Raw genomic sequence first — 18,950 nt, forward strand, 5'->3', positions numbered from 1 at the left:
CTAATGGCTCTCCACGCCGGTGCCCAGCGACCCGGCCACCGCCTGCGCAGCTTCCAGTTGACTGTCTTTGACCCCAACGTCAACTGTTTCGCCGCCGTCCAGATCCACCACGAAATGATCACTTTCTAAGCGCACCCGGCTGACAATCTGCTCGTCTCCCTGCGGGCGGGTGCGGGCGTGAAGCTCCACATACTTGCTCAGCGGCGTACGAATGACTTTGGGGGCCAACACTTCTTCCACCTGAAAAATGCCACCGGAGTTGTTCATGGTCACGTTGATCCGCACCGGCTTATTTTGCCCACGCTCGATGACGACCTGGTCGACCGCCAAAGCGCTGATCGAGTGAATGTCCACGCTGCCCAGCGCAAAAGCCTTGCGCCCGCGCCCCTTGGTGATGTCGGTACCGTCGGCCACTGCCGTGATGCCCGCTTCGATGGTCAGCGGCGGCGGGTTGAGGTCGTGGCAGTTGACGCAGCCCAGAATAAAGCTGCGAATCTTAGTGCGTTTGAATACGTCTTCGTAGATGGGTTTCAGGATGCGGTCGATGATCGGCAGCGCCAGCATCACGCCGTGCTGCTCGTGCGAGGCGCGGTGAATCTGATTGCCGATGTCGTGCAGCATGGTGCCGAGAATGATGGTCAGGTACACGTCGTCCACTTCGCCGATGCCGCTCTCGATGATGTCGGGCTTGACGCCGCCTTCGAGCAGCAGTTCCAGGATGGCGAGGCTGGCCGCGCCGGTGATAAAAGCGTGAACCCGCCCGTGATCGTTATAGCCGAGTTTGCGCATGGTGATGTAATTGGCCATGTCCCAATCGGCCAGCGCTTCGGGATCGCTTTGCAAAGCGTCGTAAGCAGCCAGAGCGCGGGGAAACTCGGCGAGGTCGGCGCGAATGGCGCGGTCGGCTTCTTCGATCAGCTTGGCGCGGGGCGTGGCAAATTCAACGGCTCTGGGCGCAGCTTTGCGGCGGGTTGCCACGTCATGCAGCGCACCGCCGCTGACGTTGAGGGTAAATTTCTGGTCACTCATACGGACTCCTGCTGGAGAGGGAAAGTGGAAGCGGAAAAAGGCAAGCTCCCGAACTCTAACGCCCGGGAGCTTGTTTTATGCTGACTTTGGCCGCACTCGGTTCGTCGGCTTCAGCACTGATGCGGCTCTATTTACTCGCCTTGAAAATTGGCTTTGCGCTTGGCCAAGAAAGCCGCCGTGCCTTCTTTGAAATCGGCAGTCGCCGCCGCCATCCCGAACAAGTCCGCTTCGATTTCTAGACCTTCTTCCAGGCTGCCGGTCAAGCCGCGCCGCACCGCTTCTTTGATGAGCGAGAGGGCAATCGGCGCGTTTTTGGTCATCATCTGAGCGACTTCACGGGCTTTTTCCAGCGGGTTTTCGGCCAGATAATTCACCAGACCCATTTGCAAGGCTTCGTCGGCCCCGACCTGGCGGCCCGTCATCATCATGTCGAGCGCCCGGCCCGGCCCCACCAAGCGGGCGAGGCGCTGGGTGCCGCCGTAGCCGGGAATCAGACCCAGCGTGACTTCCGGCAATCCCAACTTGGCCGTGTGCGAGGCCACCCGCACGTCGCAGGCCAGCGCCAGTTCCAAGCCGCCGCCCAGCGCGTAGCCGTTAATGGCCGCAATCGTCGGAAACGGCAGCGAGGCAATTTCGTGCATCACGTTTTGCCCGCCCAGCGAAGCTTCGCGCCCGGCATAAACGCCTTCCAAGCGGCTCAGTTCGCCGATATCGGCTCCGGCCACAAACGCCTTGTCACCGCCGCCAGTGATGATGAGGGCGGCGATCTCCGCGTTTTCGGCAATGGCTTCTACCGCTTCAACGAGTTCGATCAGGGTTTCGCCGCTGAGGGCGTTGAGCGCCTGCGGGCGGTTGATGGTCAGCACGGCGAGGTCGCCGTGTTGGTCGATCACCAGCGTATTAAAATCCAGTTCATCTAGCATGCCTGCTATCTTCTCACAGCCTTCCTCGCAAATTCAGTCGCCGCCAATTCGGCTGGCCTGACCAGACAAGAGCGTGAGATTCGTCGTAGGACTTTGCACATCTCCCGTCAGGTTCAGTCCCCTTCAGAGGCTCTCCTGGGCTGGTCAAGTGAGCGCCAGAAAACGTAAAACACTGTCTCACAAGCGGTAGAGCATGTGCTTTACACCAAGCCGTCCGCCGCTGAAGTGAAAGGGATGGGCAAACACGATCAGCTCATGGTTAGGCCATGGGCAGCGAAGATTCACTGGCCGCTCATAGAACCTGACTACGGTAAAGAGCGAGAGCGTGAGCTGAAAAGCAAACACGACGAAGATACTCGAGGAGAGAAGATGAAAAAATTTGTAATGATTGCTGCAACGATGGCCCTTGCTTTGGGAGTCGCCGGCGCACAAGACACCGCGCCTGTAACCAGCGCGACGGTCACCAACTTTACCGACATTCCTGCCGGTCACTGGGCCAAAGACGCCGTCGACCTGATTACCCAAAAGGGCCTGATTCAGGGCTTCCCCGACGGCACCTTCCGGGGCAATGAGAACCTGACCCGTTATCAGGCCGCCCTGATCTTTGCCCGCTTGCTGCAAACCGGCGCACTGACTCAGGCCGCTCCCGCACTGAGCGCCGAAGACCTGGCCACCATCACCAAGGGCATGCAGGACGTCTCCACCGAGTTGGCCGCCATCGGCAGCCGTGTGGACGACCTCGAAAAAGCCTCCACCGATCAGCAAGGCCGCGTCACCGCGCTCGAAGATAAAATCGCAGCGATGGACAGCGCAACGACCGACACCAGCAGTGTGGATGAGCTCACCTCGCGCATTGACGCCTTGGAAGCTGCCATGCAGAACATGCCCGAAGGCCCCGCCGGCCCCGCTGGCGCTGACGGCGCAGCTGGCCCTGTCGGCCCGGCTGGCCCCGCCGGAGCGCAAGGCCCCGCTGGCCCACAAGGCCCGGCTGGCCCCGCTGGCAGCACCGCCAACGTGGACGCCCTGACTGCCCGCGTTTCCGCGCTGGAAGCACGCGGCACCACCAGCACCACCACCAACAGCACCGTCACCACCACGCCCGCCACCCCAGCGACCACCGTTGTAATCGGCGACACCATGGGCAGCGACATGACCATGATGGCCGACGATCAGAGCAACAGCGGCTTGTATGTGGGCGTCAGCACCGGCGCAATCTTCAGCGGCGAGAAAGGCAGTGCCTTTGGCAAGAGCGTACCGTTTGTCAGCAGCTTCGGCGCGACCGTCGGCGCGAGCAAAGTCCTCTTTGGGCTGGGCGTGCGGGCCAACGTGGACTATGTTCCCCAGACCCAGGCCATTCAGGCTGATGTCAACGCCATGTACGCCTTGGGCGTGGGCCGCTTGTCGCCCTACGTCGGCGCGGGCTTCGGCCTGAGCAGCAGCGCCGTCAGCGCCACCGACAGCACCAAGGCCACCGATTACTACGTCAACGGCATCATCGGAGCCGATTTCAAAGTCGTCGGCAACCTGAGCGCCTTCGGCGAGTTCGACGGCAAGTACTACCTGAGCAACAAGGGCAGCGGCACCAACAACACCGACGCGGCCGCCACCTCGACCAGCAAGTCCTTCTCGCCCGCCGCCAAGATCGGCCTGAAGTACTACTTCTAAATCTAGCTTTTTCACGCGCTCCTACTCAACGCTGAGCAGGAGCGAACCGGAGCGGCCTGTAAAGGCGGCGCTCCGGTTTTTGCTGCCTGAAGTTGGCAAGGCGCTGCTCATCTGTTGCCCTTGGCATAATCAGGCTTGCCAAGCTGTTCGCCCCACCTTCTCAGGCTATTTTCCCTTGAGCTTTGCCGGAGGTTTTACGTTCATGACCCGCATTCTTGCCGCCGCGTTGCTGACCCTGCTGACTCAGGCCGCCGCCCAAACCACACCGACGCAAAACACTTCGTCCACGCCGCTTCCCGCGCCTACTCCAACCAATCAGGCCACGCCCGCTCTACCACCCGTGCCGCCTCCCGCGCCGCTCAGTAGCCGCTTGTACGCGGGAGCCAGCATCGCGCCTTCGCTCAGCGGCGGCGGCACGGCTTACGGCATCGTGGTGGGAAGCTCGCAAGTCTTTGGCCCGTTTGGCGCACAGGCCAGCGTGGACTACGCGACCCAGTCAGGAGCCCTCTCGGTGGATACGCTGCTGCTCTACCGGCCCAAACTGGAGAGCAAATTTCAGCCGTATCTGGGCGCGGGCTTGGGTCTGACCAGCAGCGCCATTTCGGGAGCAGCTCCCGTCCCGCCCCCGACCACAGGAGGCACTACCGTTCCGGCTCCCACCAACGCTACCGATTACGCCGCGCAACTCGTACTGGGCAGCGATTACCTGCTGACCGACAGCATTGCCGCTTACGCCGAGGTCAGTTACCGCTCACCGTTCAGCAGCAAAGGCAGTGCCAACGGCGCGGGCGCACGCGGGCGCTTGGGCGTCAAATTTTTGTTTTAAACTCCCGACTCCTCTGTTTTGCGCTCCGCCAACTGAGCGCGTACCGCTTCAGAGAGCGCCCGAACATGCGGCAAAGCGGCGCGGCCCGGCCTGATGACCAGCCCGATGACCCGTTCGAGCGGTTCGGGCAGCGCGGCAGTGGTCAGTGAGCGGCTCAGTGTACCAATCGCCAAGCGCGGAAAAATAGTGATGCCCAGTCCGTACTCGACCATCGAGAGAATCACGTCGTCTTCGTCGACTTCGGTGATGTTGCGGCTGAGCGCTTGGTGCCGCCTCAAAAATGCCAACACCGGTTGATTGGCCGGACTGCTGAGCGGCGGCAGTAGCAGCGGCTGGGCCTTGAGACTTTCCCAGGTCAGCGGCCCAGCCTGCTTGGCAGGCAGCACGGCGAGGTAAGGGTCGCGCAACAAGGCTTCGAAAAGCAGTCCGGGGTCGCTGGGCGCTTCGATCAGGCCCACATCGGCCTCACCGCTGCTGATGAATTTGACGCCGCCCGCGCCGTCGCGCACCGCGTCCAGCACCCGAATATGCAAATCGGGGTGGGCAGCGTGCAGGCGGCCCAGCGCCGGAGCCAACAACTGCTGACCGATGCTGCGGTAAGTAGTGACCGTCAGTTGACCGCTGAGGGTACGCGAGGGATTGGCCGCCAGTTGCAAATCTTGCACCGCCATCAGGGCGTCGCGGGCGTAGCCGATCACCTGCTGCCCAGCGGGCGTCAGGGTCACGCCGCTGCGGGTTCGCAGCAAAACGCTGTGGCCCAGCGCCGCTTCCAGCGCCCTGACGCCTTCGCTGAGGCTGCTTTGCGACATGCCCAGCCCCGCCGCAGCCGCCGAAAAACTGCCCTCGTCCGAGACGGCCACGAACAGCCGCAGCTGCGCCAAAGTGATGGCGGAACGGCCCTCAGTGGGCAGTTCGGCAAAGCGAGGGGCGGCTTTGGGCAGTTTCTCGTTGGACACCTGCTTACTTTACGGTCTTGGGTAGGATATTTGGCCGGTCAGTTTGGCTGACCAATTCGGCTGGGGTGCTTAAACTGGGAGCATGACCCCGATGATCACTTTTCCTGCCCCCACCAGCCTGCCTTATGTGGGCGGCTGTTCCAGCGAACCGGCTTTTTTTGCGCTCGACTCCTTGGTGCATTACCGCGCCGATATGGTGGTGGGCGCTCAGCACTTGCCGCAAGTGGTGGTGCTGGACACGCTACGGGCGGTGCTGGCCGACCCTGCCGCTTACGGCGTGACCCGCGAAGCCGCCGAAGACGCACGGCAATCTTTTTTGGAACTGGCCGGCCAAGCCTTGACGGCGCAGGGCGGCCAAGTCGCGTGGCTGGAACGAGAGTTTCAGCGCTAGTGTATGACCACAGGCATGTCTATAGCTATTTGCGAGTCGGATAGTGGCGCTTGAGTTTCTCCCGAGCTGTGGGTGTCGAGAACTGCCAGTTCACGCGCACAGACCGCGCGTTGCGGTCTGTTTCCCAGGCGTGGATTTCACGCTCGACGGCCTCTTTACTCGCCAAGCGCTGACCCAGACACTGGCGTTGCAAGGCTGACCACTCCAATTCCGCCGTCTTGGGCAGAACGGCACCCATATGGGGCCTGCCCGCATGTTGAGCCAGGACGCATGTTTTGGTGTGTAGATCCACTCGAAGCGTCGGCTCAGCCGCCGAGCTTCCTCTGCCGGAAGATGTTGATATAGCGCTGCTGGACTGTGCGTGGACAGCTGATCCAGCACCAGAACGATCTTCTCGGCAACCGCATAGCGCAGCTCCAGGCACTGGAGCTGCTCAGCAAAGTCCGCATTGCTCCGTCGGTCGGTCACCGTGACTGTGCGTTGACCGGTGTGTGGTTCCAGAGCGACAAAGAAATTGACGGTGCCATACCGCTTGTATTCATGATCCACCCGTGCTGGGGATCCCGGCACGGGTGGCAGTGGCTCTCGGACATGATCCAACAGCTGATATGACTTTTCATCGAAGCAGATGACAGGCCGTGAGGCATCGTAGGGCTGGGCATAGGTGTCCAGCACGGTTTCCATGCGCCACACGAAGTCCGCACCTACCTGGGCGACACACCAACTTTGAACCTGCCACGGTTTGAGTGCGTTTTTTTCAGTGTTCTCCGTACGGTCTCGTCACTGATGCTGTCCACCACACCCAGGGTCACCAGACGATCGGCCAGCAGTTGCATCGTCCATTTCTCCCGGCCGTCGGGACTCGAGCACACTTCGGCGATCAAGATCGCCGTCCGCTGCGCGTTCAGTTTGGGCGGCTGTTTGGGCCGTGCTTTCTCGTGGAGGGCAGCCTGGAGGCCGCCCTCGGTGTACTTCTTGCGGATCGACGCGACGGTGGCAGAACTCACGCCTTGGCGCTCGGCCACGTCCCGATCCAGCAGGCCTCTGTCGCTCAGGAGCAGGAGGCGTGCGCGGGCCACGACCCGCGCACTGTGCACGCCTTTCCGAGTCATGTCCGTCAGTTGCTGCCGCTCATCGTCGCTCAGCTGCACAACCCACTGTTTCCGTCGTCCCATCCCTCAGTTTACCTGAAGGCATGCCTGTGGTCATGCACTAGATTCTTCTCTCTTTGACCGGCACTTTATTTGACCGGCACTTGAATAGAGCGGTAGACGATCAGGCGCTGCACTTTGCCCAGCACCTCCTCAAGCTGCGGAGTGATCAGGGCGCGGTTGTACTGATCGAGCGCGTAACCGACCCCTCCATTTTCCAGGCCGTAACTTTGATCGCCCGTTCGCCACGACTGCTTCTTGACCACGTTCTGAATGAGGCTATAAACTACGTTGTCCACCCGTTTGACCATACTGGTCAGGCCGTGATTGAGCGTCTTGGGGTTGCGGTCGGTGTCGCCTAAATAATTCTGATTGCTGTCCACGCCGATAAAAAAGGCGGGGCGGGTGTTTCCGGCGCAGCTTGAGGTGTAGCTGGCCGACTTGGCCACCGCTGCGAACAAATCGCTCTTAAAAGTGACGCCCGCCGGTAAAGCGCTGGCTTTGAGGCACTGGGCGGCGTTGACCTGCGCCACCACGCCCGCTCCGCTTCCACCAGCGGCCGCAAAGATGATGTCCGCACCGCGCCGCTGCATGGACGCGGCCAGCGCCTTGGCCGTTGCCGGATCATTCCAAGCGGCGGGGGTTTTGCCGATGTAAGCCGAGATGACCTGGCAGTTGGGGCACACAAATTTGACGCCGGCAGTAAATCCCGCTTGAAATTTGTGAATCACCGGCACATCCTGGCCGCCTACGAAACCCACCACGCCGGTGCTGCTGGACTTGGCAGCGATATAGCCCACCAAAAACGAGCCTTCCTGCTCACGGAAGCGCAGGCCGACGGTATTGGGGCCGCTGGGCAGATCATCCACGACAGCAAACTTAACAGCGCTGTAGTTTTTGGCAGCCTGCTCCACACTGTCTTTGTTGGCAAATCCAACGCCGACCACCAAATTGGCCCCAGCTTGGGCCAGCGGTTCCGCACCCCGACCGGCTAAACCCTGCGCGTCCTCTTTGGGAGCAAATAAGCTCACCTTGACGCCGAAGTCTTTGGCGGCCCGCTGCGCTCCCTCCCAAGCCGCTTGGTTAAACGAATGGTCATTTTTGCCGCCGGTATCCAGCGCGATGCCGACACTCAGAGGAGCGGACTGAGCAGCGGCAGATAAAGCAAGGAGCGAGAAAGCAGCGATCAAACGGGGAAAGAGAGCCATGTGCGCATCTTCACTGAGCTTGTCTGACAAGCTTGTGACGGAGAGCGACCATGAAGTGGACTGAAATCAAGTATTGCGCCGCCCAGCGGGCTGAAATACTCAACACGACCCCAACCTCCACCGAGAGAAAACTGAACGCTTGTGAGAAAGGAAGCTGGCTCCTTCGGCGTGTGATTTTCAGCAGGCGCTGAAGGAAGCCGAGCAGCAAGGCAAGTAGGCCGGTAAGTCTTTGGCAGCCTCCCCATGCGCCCGTCACCTCAAAGCCAGCGCCAGACGCTCCACACCCTGCCGAATTGTTACCGGGGTCAGGTGTGCGAAGGCCAACAAGAGGGCTTCTTCTCCGGCCCTGAGGCGGTACTCGCCTGCCCGGCTCAGGCCCACGCCCGCCTCAGCCGCCCGGCGCTGAAGGTCTTGCTCGCGCCAGCCAGGTGGCAGCGGCAAGTACAAATGGGTTCCGGCGGTGGCGGGACGTGGGCGCAGCGCCGGGAGACCCTCACGCAGCGCTGAGAGCAGCGCTTCATGGCGGCGGTTGAGTTCGCTGCGGGCGCGGCGCAGGTGTTTGGCGTAACCGCCGCCCGACAAAAATTCGGCCAGTGCCAGCGCGTCGAGGGTGGGCGGAGTGCGCTGGGTCACCGGACGGGTGCGGGTCAGCACTTCGATCAGGTGCGCCGGAGCGACCAGATACCCGCTCCTGAGCGCGGGCGCGAGGCTTTGGCTAAAGCTGCCCAGCAGCAGCACCCGCTCCGGCGCTTGGCCTTGCAGCGAGGCGGGCGGGCGAGCGGCGTAGTGTAGATCAGCGGCGTAATCGTCTTCGAGCAGCCACGCACCGCTGCGGCGCGACCACGCCAGCAGCGCCGAGCGCCGGGCCGCCGAAAGGGTCACGCCGCTGGGAAACTGACAGCCGGGGGTCAGGTAAGCCAGCACCGCCTGAGCAGGCAGGTCAGCCACAAAATCCTCTGCCGACGCGCCGTGAGTGTCCACCTCCAGCGGCCAGATACTGGCTCCGCTGGCTGAGAAGGCGGCCCGCGCTCCGAGGTAGCCGGGGTCTTCCAGCACCGCCACCCGGCCCGCTTCCAGCAGCAGCCGCGAGAGAGCGTCGAGGGCTTCTTGCGCTCCGCCAGTCAGCAAAATCATCTCGGGCGTGACCCGCGCTCCGCGTTCTCGGCGCAGCCACTCGCACAGCGCCAGCCGCGTGATGAGCGGCCCGCGTGGGTCGGGCGGGGTGTAGGAAGCGTCGTGAGCCTGCTTGGAAAGCGACTGTGTCCAGAGGGACTGCGCCCACTGCGCCGAGGGAAAAAGTCCACTGGAATGCCGGCCGAGACGGAAATCGATCCAGTCCAGCCCGCTGACAGGCGAAGAAACTGCGCCCGCACCCGCCGACCAGCGGCCCTGCCCTTCCAGCGTGCGCCGCGCCCAAGCGCTCAGCACCAGCGGCGGGCCAGCCGGAGCAGGCACGGCTGCGCCCGGCGGCAAGTCGGCCACATAACAGCCGCTGCGCTGCCGAATGTCCAAGTAGCCCTCGGCGGCGAGCTGCTCCAGCGCGTCGGTGACGGTGTTGCGGGCCAGATTCCAGGTGCGGGCCAGTTCACGGCTGCCCGGCAGCTTTTGCCCCGGCATCAGCCGCCCGTCCCGAACCGCTTCACGCAGAGCGCGGGCCACGCGGGCGTGTTGGGGTTCAGCGGGCAAAGCGGGAGACAAGGGCCACACGGCTGCATGATAGAGAATGGACGGACTCGGAAAGAAGTCCCGCTTGCGGTCGGCACCGCGTCCAGGTTGTGCTGAGGGAGAGTTGCTCATAGAAGCTGCTCACAACGTGGACGGCCTCAGAGGTCAGCGCCACCAAAAAGTGAGCCAATGTGGAAGTGGTCTGAGCTGACCAAAGCGGCGCTGGGTTCAGTCCACCAAGATCAGCCCGCCAGGAATGACGGCTGGCCCGCATTCAGACTCGGCGGGGCTCACGGTTGGGTTGGCTGGTGCGCTCTACACTTTCTGACGTGCCTTCTTCCACACCGCGCCCGGTCAATGAATTGCTGCTCGAATATCAGCATTACCTGATGGCCTACCGGCTGCGGCAACTGCTCGGCGAAGCGCTGCGGCCCGCCACGCTGCAACTGACGCTGGGGCAGTACGGCCTGGCACGCAACGAGCGCCAGAGCCTGGCCCGCCAGATGATTTCGCGCTCTTGCCCGCCGGGAACGCTGGCCCGCCTGGACACGCTGACCGATACTTTGATGTTCGGCTTTTGGCACAATCCGGCGCAGGTGGCCGACTTTATCCGCGCCGCCATTCGTCAGGGCGGGCACCCGGCTTTGGAGCAGCCTGACATTTTTATCACCCTGCTCAGCTCCGCCGAACGCGGCCGCTTAGGGCCAGTTGGCGTGCAGCGGGTGGTGCGGCATTACTACGCCTGCCTCGCCTTGGCCGCGTTGTATACCAGCCCGCACGGCTTTGACGAAGCGTGGAGCAAAATAGAAGCTGAGCCGGTGCCGCTGTTTGCCGACGAACTCAAAGCGGCGGGGCGGTTGACGCAGGAGGAGTTTTGATGGATGGGCTGCGCTCTGCGCTCCGGGCCTTGCTGCCGCGCCCTTGTCCGGGCTGCGCTCAGCCGCTGGGCAGCGCAGCGGGCCTGTGCCGAGCCTGCTGCGCTGGACTGCACCCGCGTTTGGAGCGCCACTCGATGCTGAGCAATGCTGTGACGCCGCATCTGGTGGTGCTGGGCGAACACAAAGCCGTGCTGCGCCGCGCCGCCCGCGAACTCAAATACAGCGGCCACCGCGACCTCGCCGCCGTGCTGGGGCAGGCTATTGCCAGCGGCGTGCCGAGCGAATGGAAGCTGCGGGCCGTCAGCGCCGTGCCGATGTCGGGGATACGCCAGCGCCAGCGGCATTTCAATCACGCCGAAGTGCTGGCCAGACAGGTGGCCGCCGAACTCGGCTTGCCGTATCAGGAAAGCTTGAAGCGCACCCGCCACACCACCCAGCAAGCCAAACTCAGCGGCGAGGCGCGGCTGAGCAACCTCATCGGCGCATTTGCGGCGCAGAGCAGCGGGCTGATGGTCAGTGGGAAGATCACGCAGACGCTTTTACTGGTGGATGACGTGATGACAACCGGCGCGACTCTGAAGGCTTGCCGCGACGCGCTGGCAGAGAGCGGCGTCAATCAGGTGTTTTACGCGGTCATCACGCGCTGAACGCCGTTCAGTAAGCCGACTCGCTCGCCAACTTTTCGCCCGCTTGCACCGCGCCCCGCAGCCAGTTGGCAGCAGGCGGCAAAGGACACGTCCAAGCCTCGCTGTAAGCACAAAACGGATGGTAAGCGCGGTTGAAATCCAGCGTTACCTGATGACCTAACAGCGGCGCGTCGAGGTAGCGGCCCGCGCCGTAAGTCGCCTTTCCACTGGTAGCATCCCGAAAAGGGACGAACAGCGTGGCGGGCGCGTCGTCGCCTTCTCGGGCATAAAGGGTCAAACGTTCGCCGTTGGGCAAGCCGACTTCGCCCCAAGTCACGAAGCGCTGCACCTCGCCTTGAGTGGTGGTGGCCAGCTCAGCGGCTTCGGCGGGCAAGCGCTGCACTTCCAAGCTCAGATTCCAAGTGGGATCGGGAGCAAAGTAGGTCAGGCCATCAAAGTTGCCGTCTTTGGGCAAGGGGCCGCGCCCAGAAGCGAAGTGGGCGTCCTTGCGGGCGCGAAAAGAGAGCAGATCATCAAGCCAAGCGCTCACCACTCTCCCCTTTTCACCAATCTACCGTGTGACTCGCGCCGTGGATTTCAACCACGTCGCCTCGGTGAAGCTTTTTGCGGCGGCGGGTTTCCGTGAGGCCGTTGAGCTTGACCTCACCGCTTTGCACGCGGAATTTGGCTTCGCCGCCGGTATCCACCAAGCCTTCCAACTTGAGGAAGTCTTGCAGGTCAATGGTTTCGGGAAGGTCGGCAGTTTCAGTTTTTGGGAGCATGTTTTTGCTTGTGGGTTTCTGGCTCATGGGATGGAATACTCCTCGGTAAATAAGTTCAAATCACTTTCGTCCACGCGGCCGTCGCGGTTGAGGTCGCCTGACAAGCCACCGCCAGTTTTGCCGTAATTGCCCATCAGCAGCGCCAAGTCGGTCAAATCTACTTTGCCGTCGCCGTTGATATCGGCCCCGCTGAGTTTGCGGCGAGCGGCCTGCGGGCTAAATTCACTCAGGCCCAGCAAACTGCTGATCTCGGCCCGCACCGCCCCCGAGAGCGGCAGTGGCCCTTTGGGGTTGAGTTCGGTGCGGCGTACATTATTCACCGTCAGGGTGCGCGAAGACAAATCAGGGTTAAACGGCACGCTGCCGCCGAGCACCAAAACCGCTCCCCCGCCCTGAGCGCTGTCATCCAGCGTGATGGGAAAGTCGGGGGTGCTGAGCGCCGAGAGCGCCGAGAGCACTTCTTGGCGCAGCGCCGCACCTTCGGGCCGCAGCGCCACGCTGGCAAATGAGGGAGCGGCCTGCGCCGCACTCAGGCCTACAGCGGCCACAAGGAACCCTGCCCACAACGGACAGCGCTTCATTTGCCCACCTTGGCCCGCGCTTCCAGCACCAGTTTGCGGAAGGCTTCCAGCGTCATCTGGCCGGGTTGCAGCGGCGCGGCGACGTTGGGGACAGCAGGCGCAGCCGTTGAGGGAGTGGGCGCTGGACTATTGGGCGCTGGATTATTCGGCGCTGGCACGGGCGTCGAGTCGGTGGTTTTGGCCTCGGCTACTGGCGGCGTCGGAATGCTTGGCGTGGCCGCCGCCGAAGGCGCTGCTGGAGATGCTGGCGCTTGACCTGCTGGAGCCGTATTGGGAGCGCTGGCCGTTGCCGAGCCTGCCGAAGCGGTGGCCGAAGCTTCAGACACGGTGGGCACGATAGGAGGCGTGGCAGCAGCGCTGCTCGGAGCGGGGTCGCTGGCCGGCGCGGACGCACTGGGCGCTACTGCTGATGGAGAAGCTGAAGCCGAAGCTTGGAGCGAATCACCTTGAGCAGAAGCGGCTGGCCCTGCGCTGGTAGGAGCAGGGGGAGTGGGAGCCGCCGGAGCGACCACAGTGGGAACTGCTGGATCAACCACCGCCGGTGCAGCACTGGCAGCAACCGGCACGGGAGCATTCGTGTTGGGCGCGGCACCAGTTGAAGCAGTCGTGGCGGCTGGCGGCGTGCTTAGCGGATTAGCGCCCACAGCCGGAATGCTGGACGTCACCCCCGGCGTGCCGTCCGGCAACCCGGTAACGACTTTGGCCGCCGCGCCGCCAGCGCTTTGTAAGGTGTACTTGCCCTGATTAAATCCCACCAATGGGCTGTCGTAGCGCTCTTTGTAGAGCAGCAGCATACTGTCGCCGCTGGGCAACACCGGCGCGTCCTGTACGCCGCTCAGCACCCACAGGCTGGGCTTGTTTTGATACTGCGGGAGGCTCTGGGCGTCGCCCGCCACCGTTTCCAAAATGGTCAGCGGATACACCGTCCAAGTCTGCCCGCTTTCCTGCACGCTGCTGGAGGCTTCCACAGTGGCCCGCACGATCACGTCAGCCCGCACGGCTTGCTGCTCCAAACTCAGTTTTGGGGCGTTGGTGGCGGCGGCCAAGCTCAGCCCAGCCACTAGCGCGGCGCTCAGAAGGTGGCGCTTCATTTGCCGTCTCCACTGGGCACATCGGTCTTGGGTGCGTCCGTTTTGGGTGGGTCGGTCTTAGGAGGGTCGGCCTGAGGCGGAGTTGGCTTGGCCGGATCGCTGGGCGCTGGTTTCGCATCGGCTGGCTTCGTCGTATCTGGGCTTGTCTTGTCCGGGCTTGTGGCGTCCGGCTTCACGCTGGCCGGATCAGTGGTGGGTTTGTCGGTACTGGGTTTATCGGTAACGGGTTTATCTGTACTGGCGTTATCTGTGGCAGCTTTGTCTGAACCGGCTTTATCGCTGGCTGGCGCGGGCAGCGTGGGCGCGGCGGCTGGACTCCCGGTTGAGCTGTCGGCGGCAGGGCTCACCGCAGGCGTCGGCGGCGTCACCGGCTCAGGCGGCTTGACTTCGCGCAGGACTTTGCCGCTGCCGTCTTGGGCCAACAGAAAACTGGTGGTGGTGGGAACGAGGGTGGGCAGCGTCACCGCTTTGTCGTTTACCGGCTTGAGGCTGACCATCGCCACTTGCGAAGCGTTTTTGGGCGGCAACCGGAAGCCGAAATCCAGCGTCAGGTTGCGTCCGTTTTGTTTCCAGAACACCAGGGGCCGGCCCGCCTCTAGGCCGCCGAGCGACTGCACGCCGGTCACCAGGGTATTTTCGGGCAAGACCCAGGTGAAGCGGGCCGCCCGCACGCCACGGGGTCCCATCAACGTGATGGGGATGCGGGTTTCGCCGCGCACCTCGCCGCTGGGCAACTTGGGCACAAAGTCCAGCGGCGGCAAGTCAGCCACCGACAAATTAAAGGTCTGGGTTTTGATGCTGAGATTGGCGTCCGTGACTTCTAAACTAAAGGTGGCGCTGCCGCTGGCCGTCGGCGTGCCGCTGATCGCCGCGCTGCTGCCGCCCGCGAACTTGAGTCCGGCGGGCAAGGTGCCGCTGGTCAGCCGGACGCTGTAGGGGCCGGTGCCGCCCACCGGCGCGACGCTGCCGCTGTAAGGTTCGCCGACATAAGCGGTGCCCAGCGACGCGCTGCTGAAACTGAGGATATCTCGGCTGGAAGTGGGCGTAGCACTGGGTGTGGTGCTACTGCCGCAGGCGCTCAGAAGCAGCGCGGCCCCGGCGAGGGCGGGGAACAGTCGGTTCATGGCAAGAGTTTAACGGTTGCGGGTGAGAAGGGAAGACAACGCGGGCGCAGCGGCCGGGGCTTTTTGTAGACTCCGGCAGATTGACTTGCCCTCCCCCGACTCCATCACCCACCACCTTGAGGAAAAACCATGCCAATGAGTTCAGCTTCCAACCCGACTGCACCTCACCAAAGTGCCACCGAAAATTTGCACGTCAGCGCTTTTGAAACGGTTCTGAGCCCACGCGAACTCAAAGACGCCTACCCGCTGAGTGCCGCTGCCGAACGCACGGTTTTTGCCGCGCGGGAAGCGGTGCGCGGCATTTTGCACGGCACCGATCCGCGCCTGCTGGTTATCGCTGGGCCGTGCAGCATTCACGACGCTGGGCAGGCCCTGACTTACGCCCACAAGCTGGCGGCCCTGCGCAGCGAACTCAGCGGGCAACTCGAAATCGTGATGCGGGTCTACGTCGATAAGCCGCGCACCACCGTCGGCTGGCGCGGCTACCTGACTGATCCGCACCTCAACGGCGCTTACGACTTCAGCGGCGGGCTGAGGCGCACCCGTGAGCTGATGCTGGCCATCAACGACCTCGGCTTGCCGGTGGCCACCGAACTGCTCGATCCGTTCGTGCCGCAGTATTTGTTCGATTTGCTGAGCTGGGTGTGTATCGGGGCACGCACCGCCGAGTCACAGACCCACCGCGTCATGGCCAGCGCGGTGTCGGCTCCGGTGGGCTTCAAAAACGGCACCAGCGGCAACCTCAAAATCGCGGTGGACGCGGCGGTGGCGGCCCGCAACCCGCACGCTTTTTTTACGATCACCGACGACGCCCGCGCGTGCATCGTGCATACGCGGGGCAACCCTGACGGCCACGTGGTGCTGCGCGGCGGCTCGGCTGGCCCCAATTACGGCGCAGACTCGGTCAGTGAGGCGGCCCGCCTGATGCAGCTCGCCCACCTGACACCCGCCGTGGTCGTGGACTGCTCGCACGCCAACAGCGGCTCGGATCACACACGCCAGCATCTGGTCTGGCAAGACGTTCTTGCCCAGCGCCAGAATAGTCGGGACAGCGGTAATCAAGACAGCAGTGATCAACGCAGCGGCGCGGCCCTGCGCGGGGTGATGATCGAGAGCCATCTCAATGCCGGTAAACAGAGCATTCCCGCCGATTTGACCGACTTGCAGTACGGCGTCTCGGTGACAGACGCCTGCATCGGCTGGGATGAAACCGAGGCGCTTTTGCGCGGCGCGGCGGTGGACGGACTGGGCAGCAAGCGCTAACTCGGCGCTTTGCCAACTCTGCCGACTTTGCCCTGCATTTAGCCAGTTGGGAGTCCCGTCTCACGGCGGCGTGATTGGATAAAGTCATGCTTCGTCAATCGATGAGAACCACGACTCAACTGGTCGCCTGCACGCTGCTGCTGAGCGTTTCAGCCTGCGCCCAGTCGACCAGCAACCAAGACGCCGTCAAAGCCCCCGCGCCGATGGCCTCCGGCACCTCGTCCGGCGGCTTTACCGTGCCGCAGGGTTTCAGCGTCACCACCTACACCGACGGCTTTGAGCGCCCGCGCTTGATGGCGCTCGCTCCTAATGGCGACGTGTTCCTCAGCGACACCGGAGCCGGCAAAGTTTACGTGATGCGCGGCAAAACGAAGGCCGAAACCAAGACGGTCTTCGCCTCGGGCCTCAATCAGCCACACGGTCTGGCCTTTCATGGCGGCTACCTCTACGTGGCCAACACCGACTCAGTGATCCGCTTTGCTTATAAATCCGGCGACCAGAAGGCGGCTGGCCCTGCGGAAAAACTGGTGGATTTGCCTAGCGGCAGTGGACACTCCACCCGCACGGTGGTGTTTGGCCCCGACGACAAGATGTATGTCGCGGTGGGCAGCAGTTGTAATGTCTGCGAGGAGAGCAACGACAAACGCGCCGCCGTGTGGGTCTACGACGCGGACGGCAAAAACGGCAAGCCCTTCTCGACCGGCTTGCGAAACGCGGTGGGACTCGAATGGTACGGCGGCACGCTCTACGCCACCAACAACGGGCGCGACGAACTCGGTGACAACTACCCGCCGGAAGGCTTTTACAAGCTGGCAGTGGGACGCAACTTCGGCTGGCCGTACTGCTACACCACCGAGACCGGACAGCCTCAAGTCTGGGACAAAGATTTTGGCAAGAAAAATGCCGACGTCTGCAAAGCCGCCACGCCCGCCTTTGCCCTGACCACCGCCCACAGCGCTCCCCTGGGTCTGGCCTTCTACGACGGCAAAGTCTTTCCCAGCAAGTATCAGGGGCAAATGTTCGTGGCCCTGCACGGAAGCTGGAACCGCAGCGAAAAGAGCGGCTACCGCGTGGTGACGGTTGATCCCAAATCCGGCAAAGTGCAGGACTTCATGACCGGATTTATCAGTGGGAAAAGCAGCAAGGGCCGCCCGGTGGACTTGCTGACCCTGCCCGACGGCTCGATGCTGCTGACCGACGACGATGGCGGCAAGGTCTACCGCATTACTTACCAGCCGTAATGCCGCTTGATACTCGGCACAGCGCTCTGTAAGTTTTTAGTTCATTCTGTGGTACGAGATTCTGGAGAGTAGATACCGGGAGAAAGGCAATTTGAACGCTGTAGAACCTCTAAGTACGCCAATGTTTATCTTTAAATAAATCGAGCGGAGCGTGCAGGTTCAATAGGTGCGACCAAGCGTCGTCATCGGCGCTGCTCTGGTCAAGAAACCGCTCTGCCCAAGACGCGGAATCCCGAAACGGTAATCTTGCTGTACTTAATAGGCGAACAACTGTGCCGCCTTAAGCAGACGGCGCTACTACGGTACAACAGCTCGCAGCTATCCTCCAAGCGACCCAGCGCGTAAACGAGGAGGTCGGTCTGTTGTTGCGCGAAGGTGGGTGGAGGAACATTGCCGATCTGGGCGGACAGCCGGACGGTGGGCAATACTGCCTAGAATCAGGTGTGGGCGTCCCTACTAGACGTACTTCTTGGTCAAAACAAATGAGAATGCCTGACTGATGAGGGGCATTTTTGTCAGGCCATCAGAGCTACCTCCCCCTTTTCCCAAGTGAATCTTCACGTACATTCAGCTTGAGGTCAGGCCCAAGCCCTAAGCTCCTCTCATGAAAAAGATCATGCTTCCGCTCAGCTTGCTGCTGGCCGCCACTGGCAGTGTTTACGCTACGCCCACCATCAGTGCCCAGAGCATTATCGTCAACCCAGTGACCAGCGATGTGCAGGTCAAGGTCTGGACCGACCGTGACGCCACCGGCAAGAAGACCCCCAACTACGCCATCGATGACGCCATCCGGGTCTATACCACCGTCGATCAGGACGCTTACGTCTACCTCTTCAGTGTGTCCTCAGACGGCAGTATCGATCAGATTTTGCCGAACAACTACACCAGCGGCGACAACTTCATCAAGGCAGGCAGCGTCAAGACTTTCCCCGACAAGGGCGACAAGTTCGTCTACAACATTGCCGGGCCAGTCGGCATCAGCAAGGTGCTGGCGCTGGCGAGCACCACCAAGCTCGACCTCGGCGGCCTGTCGAGCTTTAAGAGCGACCAGAAGCTCGCCACAGTGTCGGTCAAGGGCCAACAGAACCTGGCGCAAGCGCTCTCGATTGTCGTCAACCCGGTGCCCGACAAGAGCTGGTCCACTGATGTGGCGCTGCTCAACGTGGTGCCCAAGCCAGTAGCGCAAGCACCGGCTCCCGCTACCACCACGACAACCACAACGACCACCATCACCATCCGGCCTTACACCGACGCCAAGTACGCCCGGCCCACCAAGGTGGACAACGGTTCAGGCTACATCTTCCGTTCGAGCGCCCAGGTCGACGACCTGCTCAAGTACTACAGTGCCCAGCTCATCAAGGCCGGGTATGTGCAAGACGACCAGACCCTCAAACGCGACTCGGCAGTGGCCCACTTCTCGCAGGGCAGCACCAAGACCACCCTGACCATCAAGAACACGGCAGGCAAGGTTGAAGTCAGCGTAGTCAGCTCGAACTAAAGCATTTAAATGCTGGAGACGGGGAATCCTTGAAACGGGGTTCCCCTTTTTG

The 18,950-nt window shown here is 62.4% G+C and carries 19 protein-coding genes and 1 pseudogene; 8 read left to right on the plus strand and 12 right to left on the minus strand.

Features of this window, described 5'->3' with window-relative positions; translation table 11 throughout:
- Both EHF33_RS03860 and EHF33_RS03865 read right to left on the minus strand, forming a co-directional pair.
- Positions 1-1,029, minus strand: a complete 1,029-nt coding sequence (locus EHF33_RS03860; protein ID WP_124868058.1) for a phosphohydrolase — start codon at positions 1,027-1,029, stop codon at positions 1-3.
- 131 nt (positions 1,030-1,160) lie between these two features.
- Positions 1,161-1,952: an enoyl-CoA hydratase/isomerase family protein gene (locus EHF33_RS03865; protein WP_124868060.1), complete on the minus strand. Its 792-nt coding sequence runs from the start codon at positions 1,950-1,952 to the stop codon at positions 1,161-1,163.
- 369 nt (positions 1,953-2,321) lie between these two features.
- Between EHF33_RS03865 and EHF33_RS03870 the strand changes: the two genes are divergently transcribed.
- Together EHF33_RS03870 and EHF33_RS03875 are read left to right on the plus strand one after the other, a co-directional pair.
- Positions 2,322-3,617, plus strand: coding sequence for a collagen-like triple helix repeat-containing protein (locus tag EHF33_RS03870; protein WP_124868062.1), 1,296 nt, complete (start codon positions 2,322-2,324; stop codon positions 3,615-3,617).
- Between the two features lie 202 nt (positions 3,618-3,819).
- Positions 3,820-4,443, plus strand: coding sequence for a hypothetical protein (locus EHF33_RS03875; RefSeq protein ID WP_124868064.1), 624 nt, complete (start codon positions 3,820-3,822; stop codon positions 4,441-4,443).
- Here EHF33_RS03875 and EHF33_RS03880 read toward each other — a convergent pair.
- Positions 4,440-5,399 carry a LysR family transcriptional regulator gene (locus EHF33_RS03880; protein ID WP_241191241.1) on the minus strand — a complete coding sequence of 320 codons (960 nt, stop codon included), beginning with the start codon at positions 5,397-5,399 and terminating at the stop codon, positions 4,440-4,442. The two genes, EHF33_RS03875 and EHF33_RS03880, sit on opposite strands and share 4 nt — an antisense overlap.
- An 82-nt stretch (positions 5,400-5,481) precedes the next feature.
- Between EHF33_RS03880 and EHF33_RS03885 the strand changes: the two genes are divergently transcribed.
- Complete coding sequence (locus tag EHF33_RS03885; RefSeq protein ID WP_124868066.1) at positions 5,482-5,790, plus strand: hypothetical protein; 309 nt, start codon at positions 5,482-5,484, stop codon at positions 5,788-5,790.
- Positions 5,791-5,880: 90 nt separating this feature from the next.
- Here EHF33_RS03885 and EHF33_RS03890 read toward each other — a convergent pair.
- The 4 genes and pseudogenes from EHF33_RS03890 to pdxR all read right to left on the minus strand — a co-directional run.
- Positions 5,881-6,486 (minus strand): annotated as a pseudogene (locus tag EHF33_RS03890) (IS630 family transposase); the annotation flags it as partial.
- 8 nt (positions 6,487-6,494) lie between these two features.
- A complete protein-coding gene (locus EHF33_RS03895; protein WP_124868070.1) occupies positions 6,495-6,965 on the minus strand; it encodes a helix-turn-helix domain-containing protein in 471 nt (156 codons plus the stop codon).
- A 65-nt stretch (positions 6,966-7,030) separates the two neighbouring features.
- Complete coding sequence (locus tag EHF33_RS03900; RefSeq protein ID WP_124868072.1) at positions 7,031-8,149, minus strand: BMP family lipoprotein; 1,119 nt, start codon at positions 8,147-8,149, stop codon at positions 7,031-7,033.
- Between the two features lie 252 nt (positions 8,150-8,401).
- Positions 8,402-9,856, minus strand: a complete 1,455-nt coding sequence (gene pdxR, locus EHF33_RS03905) for a MocR-like pyridoxine biosynthesis transcription factor PdxR (protein ID WP_241191242.1) — start codon at positions 9,854-9,856, stop codon at positions 8,402-8,404.
- A 287-nt stretch (positions 9,857-10,143) separates the two neighbouring features.
- On the opposite strand from pdxR, the gene EHF33_RS03910 reads away from it, so the two are divergent.
- Positions 10,144-10,692, plus strand: coding sequence for a hypothetical protein (locus tag EHF33_RS03910; RefSeq protein ID WP_241191243.1), 549 nt, complete (start codon positions 10,144-10,146; stop codon positions 10,690-10,692).
- Complete coding sequence (locus tag EHF33_RS03915; RefSeq protein WP_124868076.1) at positions 10,692-11,339, plus strand: ComF family protein; 648 nt, start codon at positions 10,692-10,694, stop codon at positions 11,337-11,339. The genes EHF33_RS03910 and EHF33_RS03915 overlap by 1 nt, the downstream gene beginning before the upstream one ends.
- A gap of 7 nt (positions 11,340-11,346) precedes the next feature.
- Here the strand turns inward: EHF33_RS03915 and EHF33_RS03920 are convergent, their stop codons facing one another.
- From EHF33_RS03920 to EHF33_RS03940, 5 genes are read right to left on the minus strand one after another with little or no spacing between them, the layout of a single operon-like run.
- Complete coding sequence (locus EHF33_RS03920) at positions 11,347-11,868, minus strand: DUF1684 domain-containing protein (RefSeq protein ID WP_124868078.1); 522 nt, start codon at positions 11,866-11,868, stop codon at positions 11,347-11,349.
- 13 nt (positions 11,869-11,881) lie between these two features.
- Positions 11,882-12,100: an RNA-binding S4 domain-containing protein gene (locus EHF33_RS03925; RefSeq protein ID WP_164473398.1), complete on the minus strand. Its 219-nt coding sequence runs from the start codon at positions 12,098-12,100 to the stop codon at positions 11,882-11,884.
- Positions 12,101-12,123: 23 nt separating this feature from the next.
- Positions 12,124-12,648 carry a dockerin type I domain-containing protein gene (locus EHF33_RS21030; RefSeq protein WP_241191244.1) on the minus strand — a complete coding sequence of 175 codons (525 nt, stop codon included), beginning with the start codon at positions 12,646-12,648 and terminating at the stop codon, positions 12,124-12,126.
- Between the two features lie 29 nt (positions 12,649-12,677).
- Positions 12,678-13,772, minus strand: a complete 1,095-nt coding sequence (locus EHF33_RS03935; RefSeq protein WP_124868082.1) for a hypothetical protein — start codon at positions 13,770-13,772, stop codon at positions 12,678-12,680.
- The gene (locus EHF33_RS03940; protein ID WP_124868084.1) at positions 13,769-14,896 is read right to left on the minus strand and encodes an Ig domain-containing protein; all 1,128 of its coding nucleotides are present in this window, start codon (positions 14,894-14,896) and stop codon (positions 13,769-13,771) included. Before EHF33_RS03940 ends, EHF33_RS03935 begins: the two co-directional genes overlap by 4 nt.
- Positions 14,897-15,031: 135 nt before the next feature.
- On the opposite strand from EHF33_RS03940, the gene EHF33_RS03945 reads away from it, so the two are divergent.
- The 3 genes from EHF33_RS03945 (at position 15,032) to EHF33_RS03955 (ending at position 18,898) form a co-directional block, all read left to right on the plus strand.
- Complete coding sequence (locus EHF33_RS03945) at positions 15,032-16,159, plus strand: 3-deoxy-7-phosphoheptulonate synthase (RefSeq protein WP_124872796.1); 1,128 nt, start codon at positions 15,032-15,034, stop codon at positions 16,157-16,159.
- Between the two features lie 203 nt (positions 16,160-16,362).
- The gene (locus EHF33_RS03950) at positions 16,363-17,400 is read left to right on the plus strand and encodes a PQQ-dependent sugar dehydrogenase (RefSeq protein WP_164473493.1); all 1,038 of its coding nucleotides are present in this window, start codon (positions 16,363-16,365) and stop codon (positions 17,398-17,400) included.
- Positions 17,401-18,004: 604 nt separating this feature from the next.
- On the plus strand, positions 18,005-18,898 hold the full coding sequence (locus tag EHF33_RS03955; RefSeq protein WP_124868088.1) for a DUF4384 domain-containing protein: 894 nt from the start codon (positions 18,005-18,007) through the stop codon (positions 18,896-18,898).
- Positions 18,899-18,950: the final 52 nt, after the last annotated feature.

The organism is Deinococcus psychrotolerans (genome assembly GCF_003860465.1).
In the GTDB taxonomy this organism is placed as follows: domain Bacteria; phylum Deinococcota; class Deinococci; order Deinococcales; family Deinococcaceae; genus Deinococcus; species Deinococcus psychrotolerans.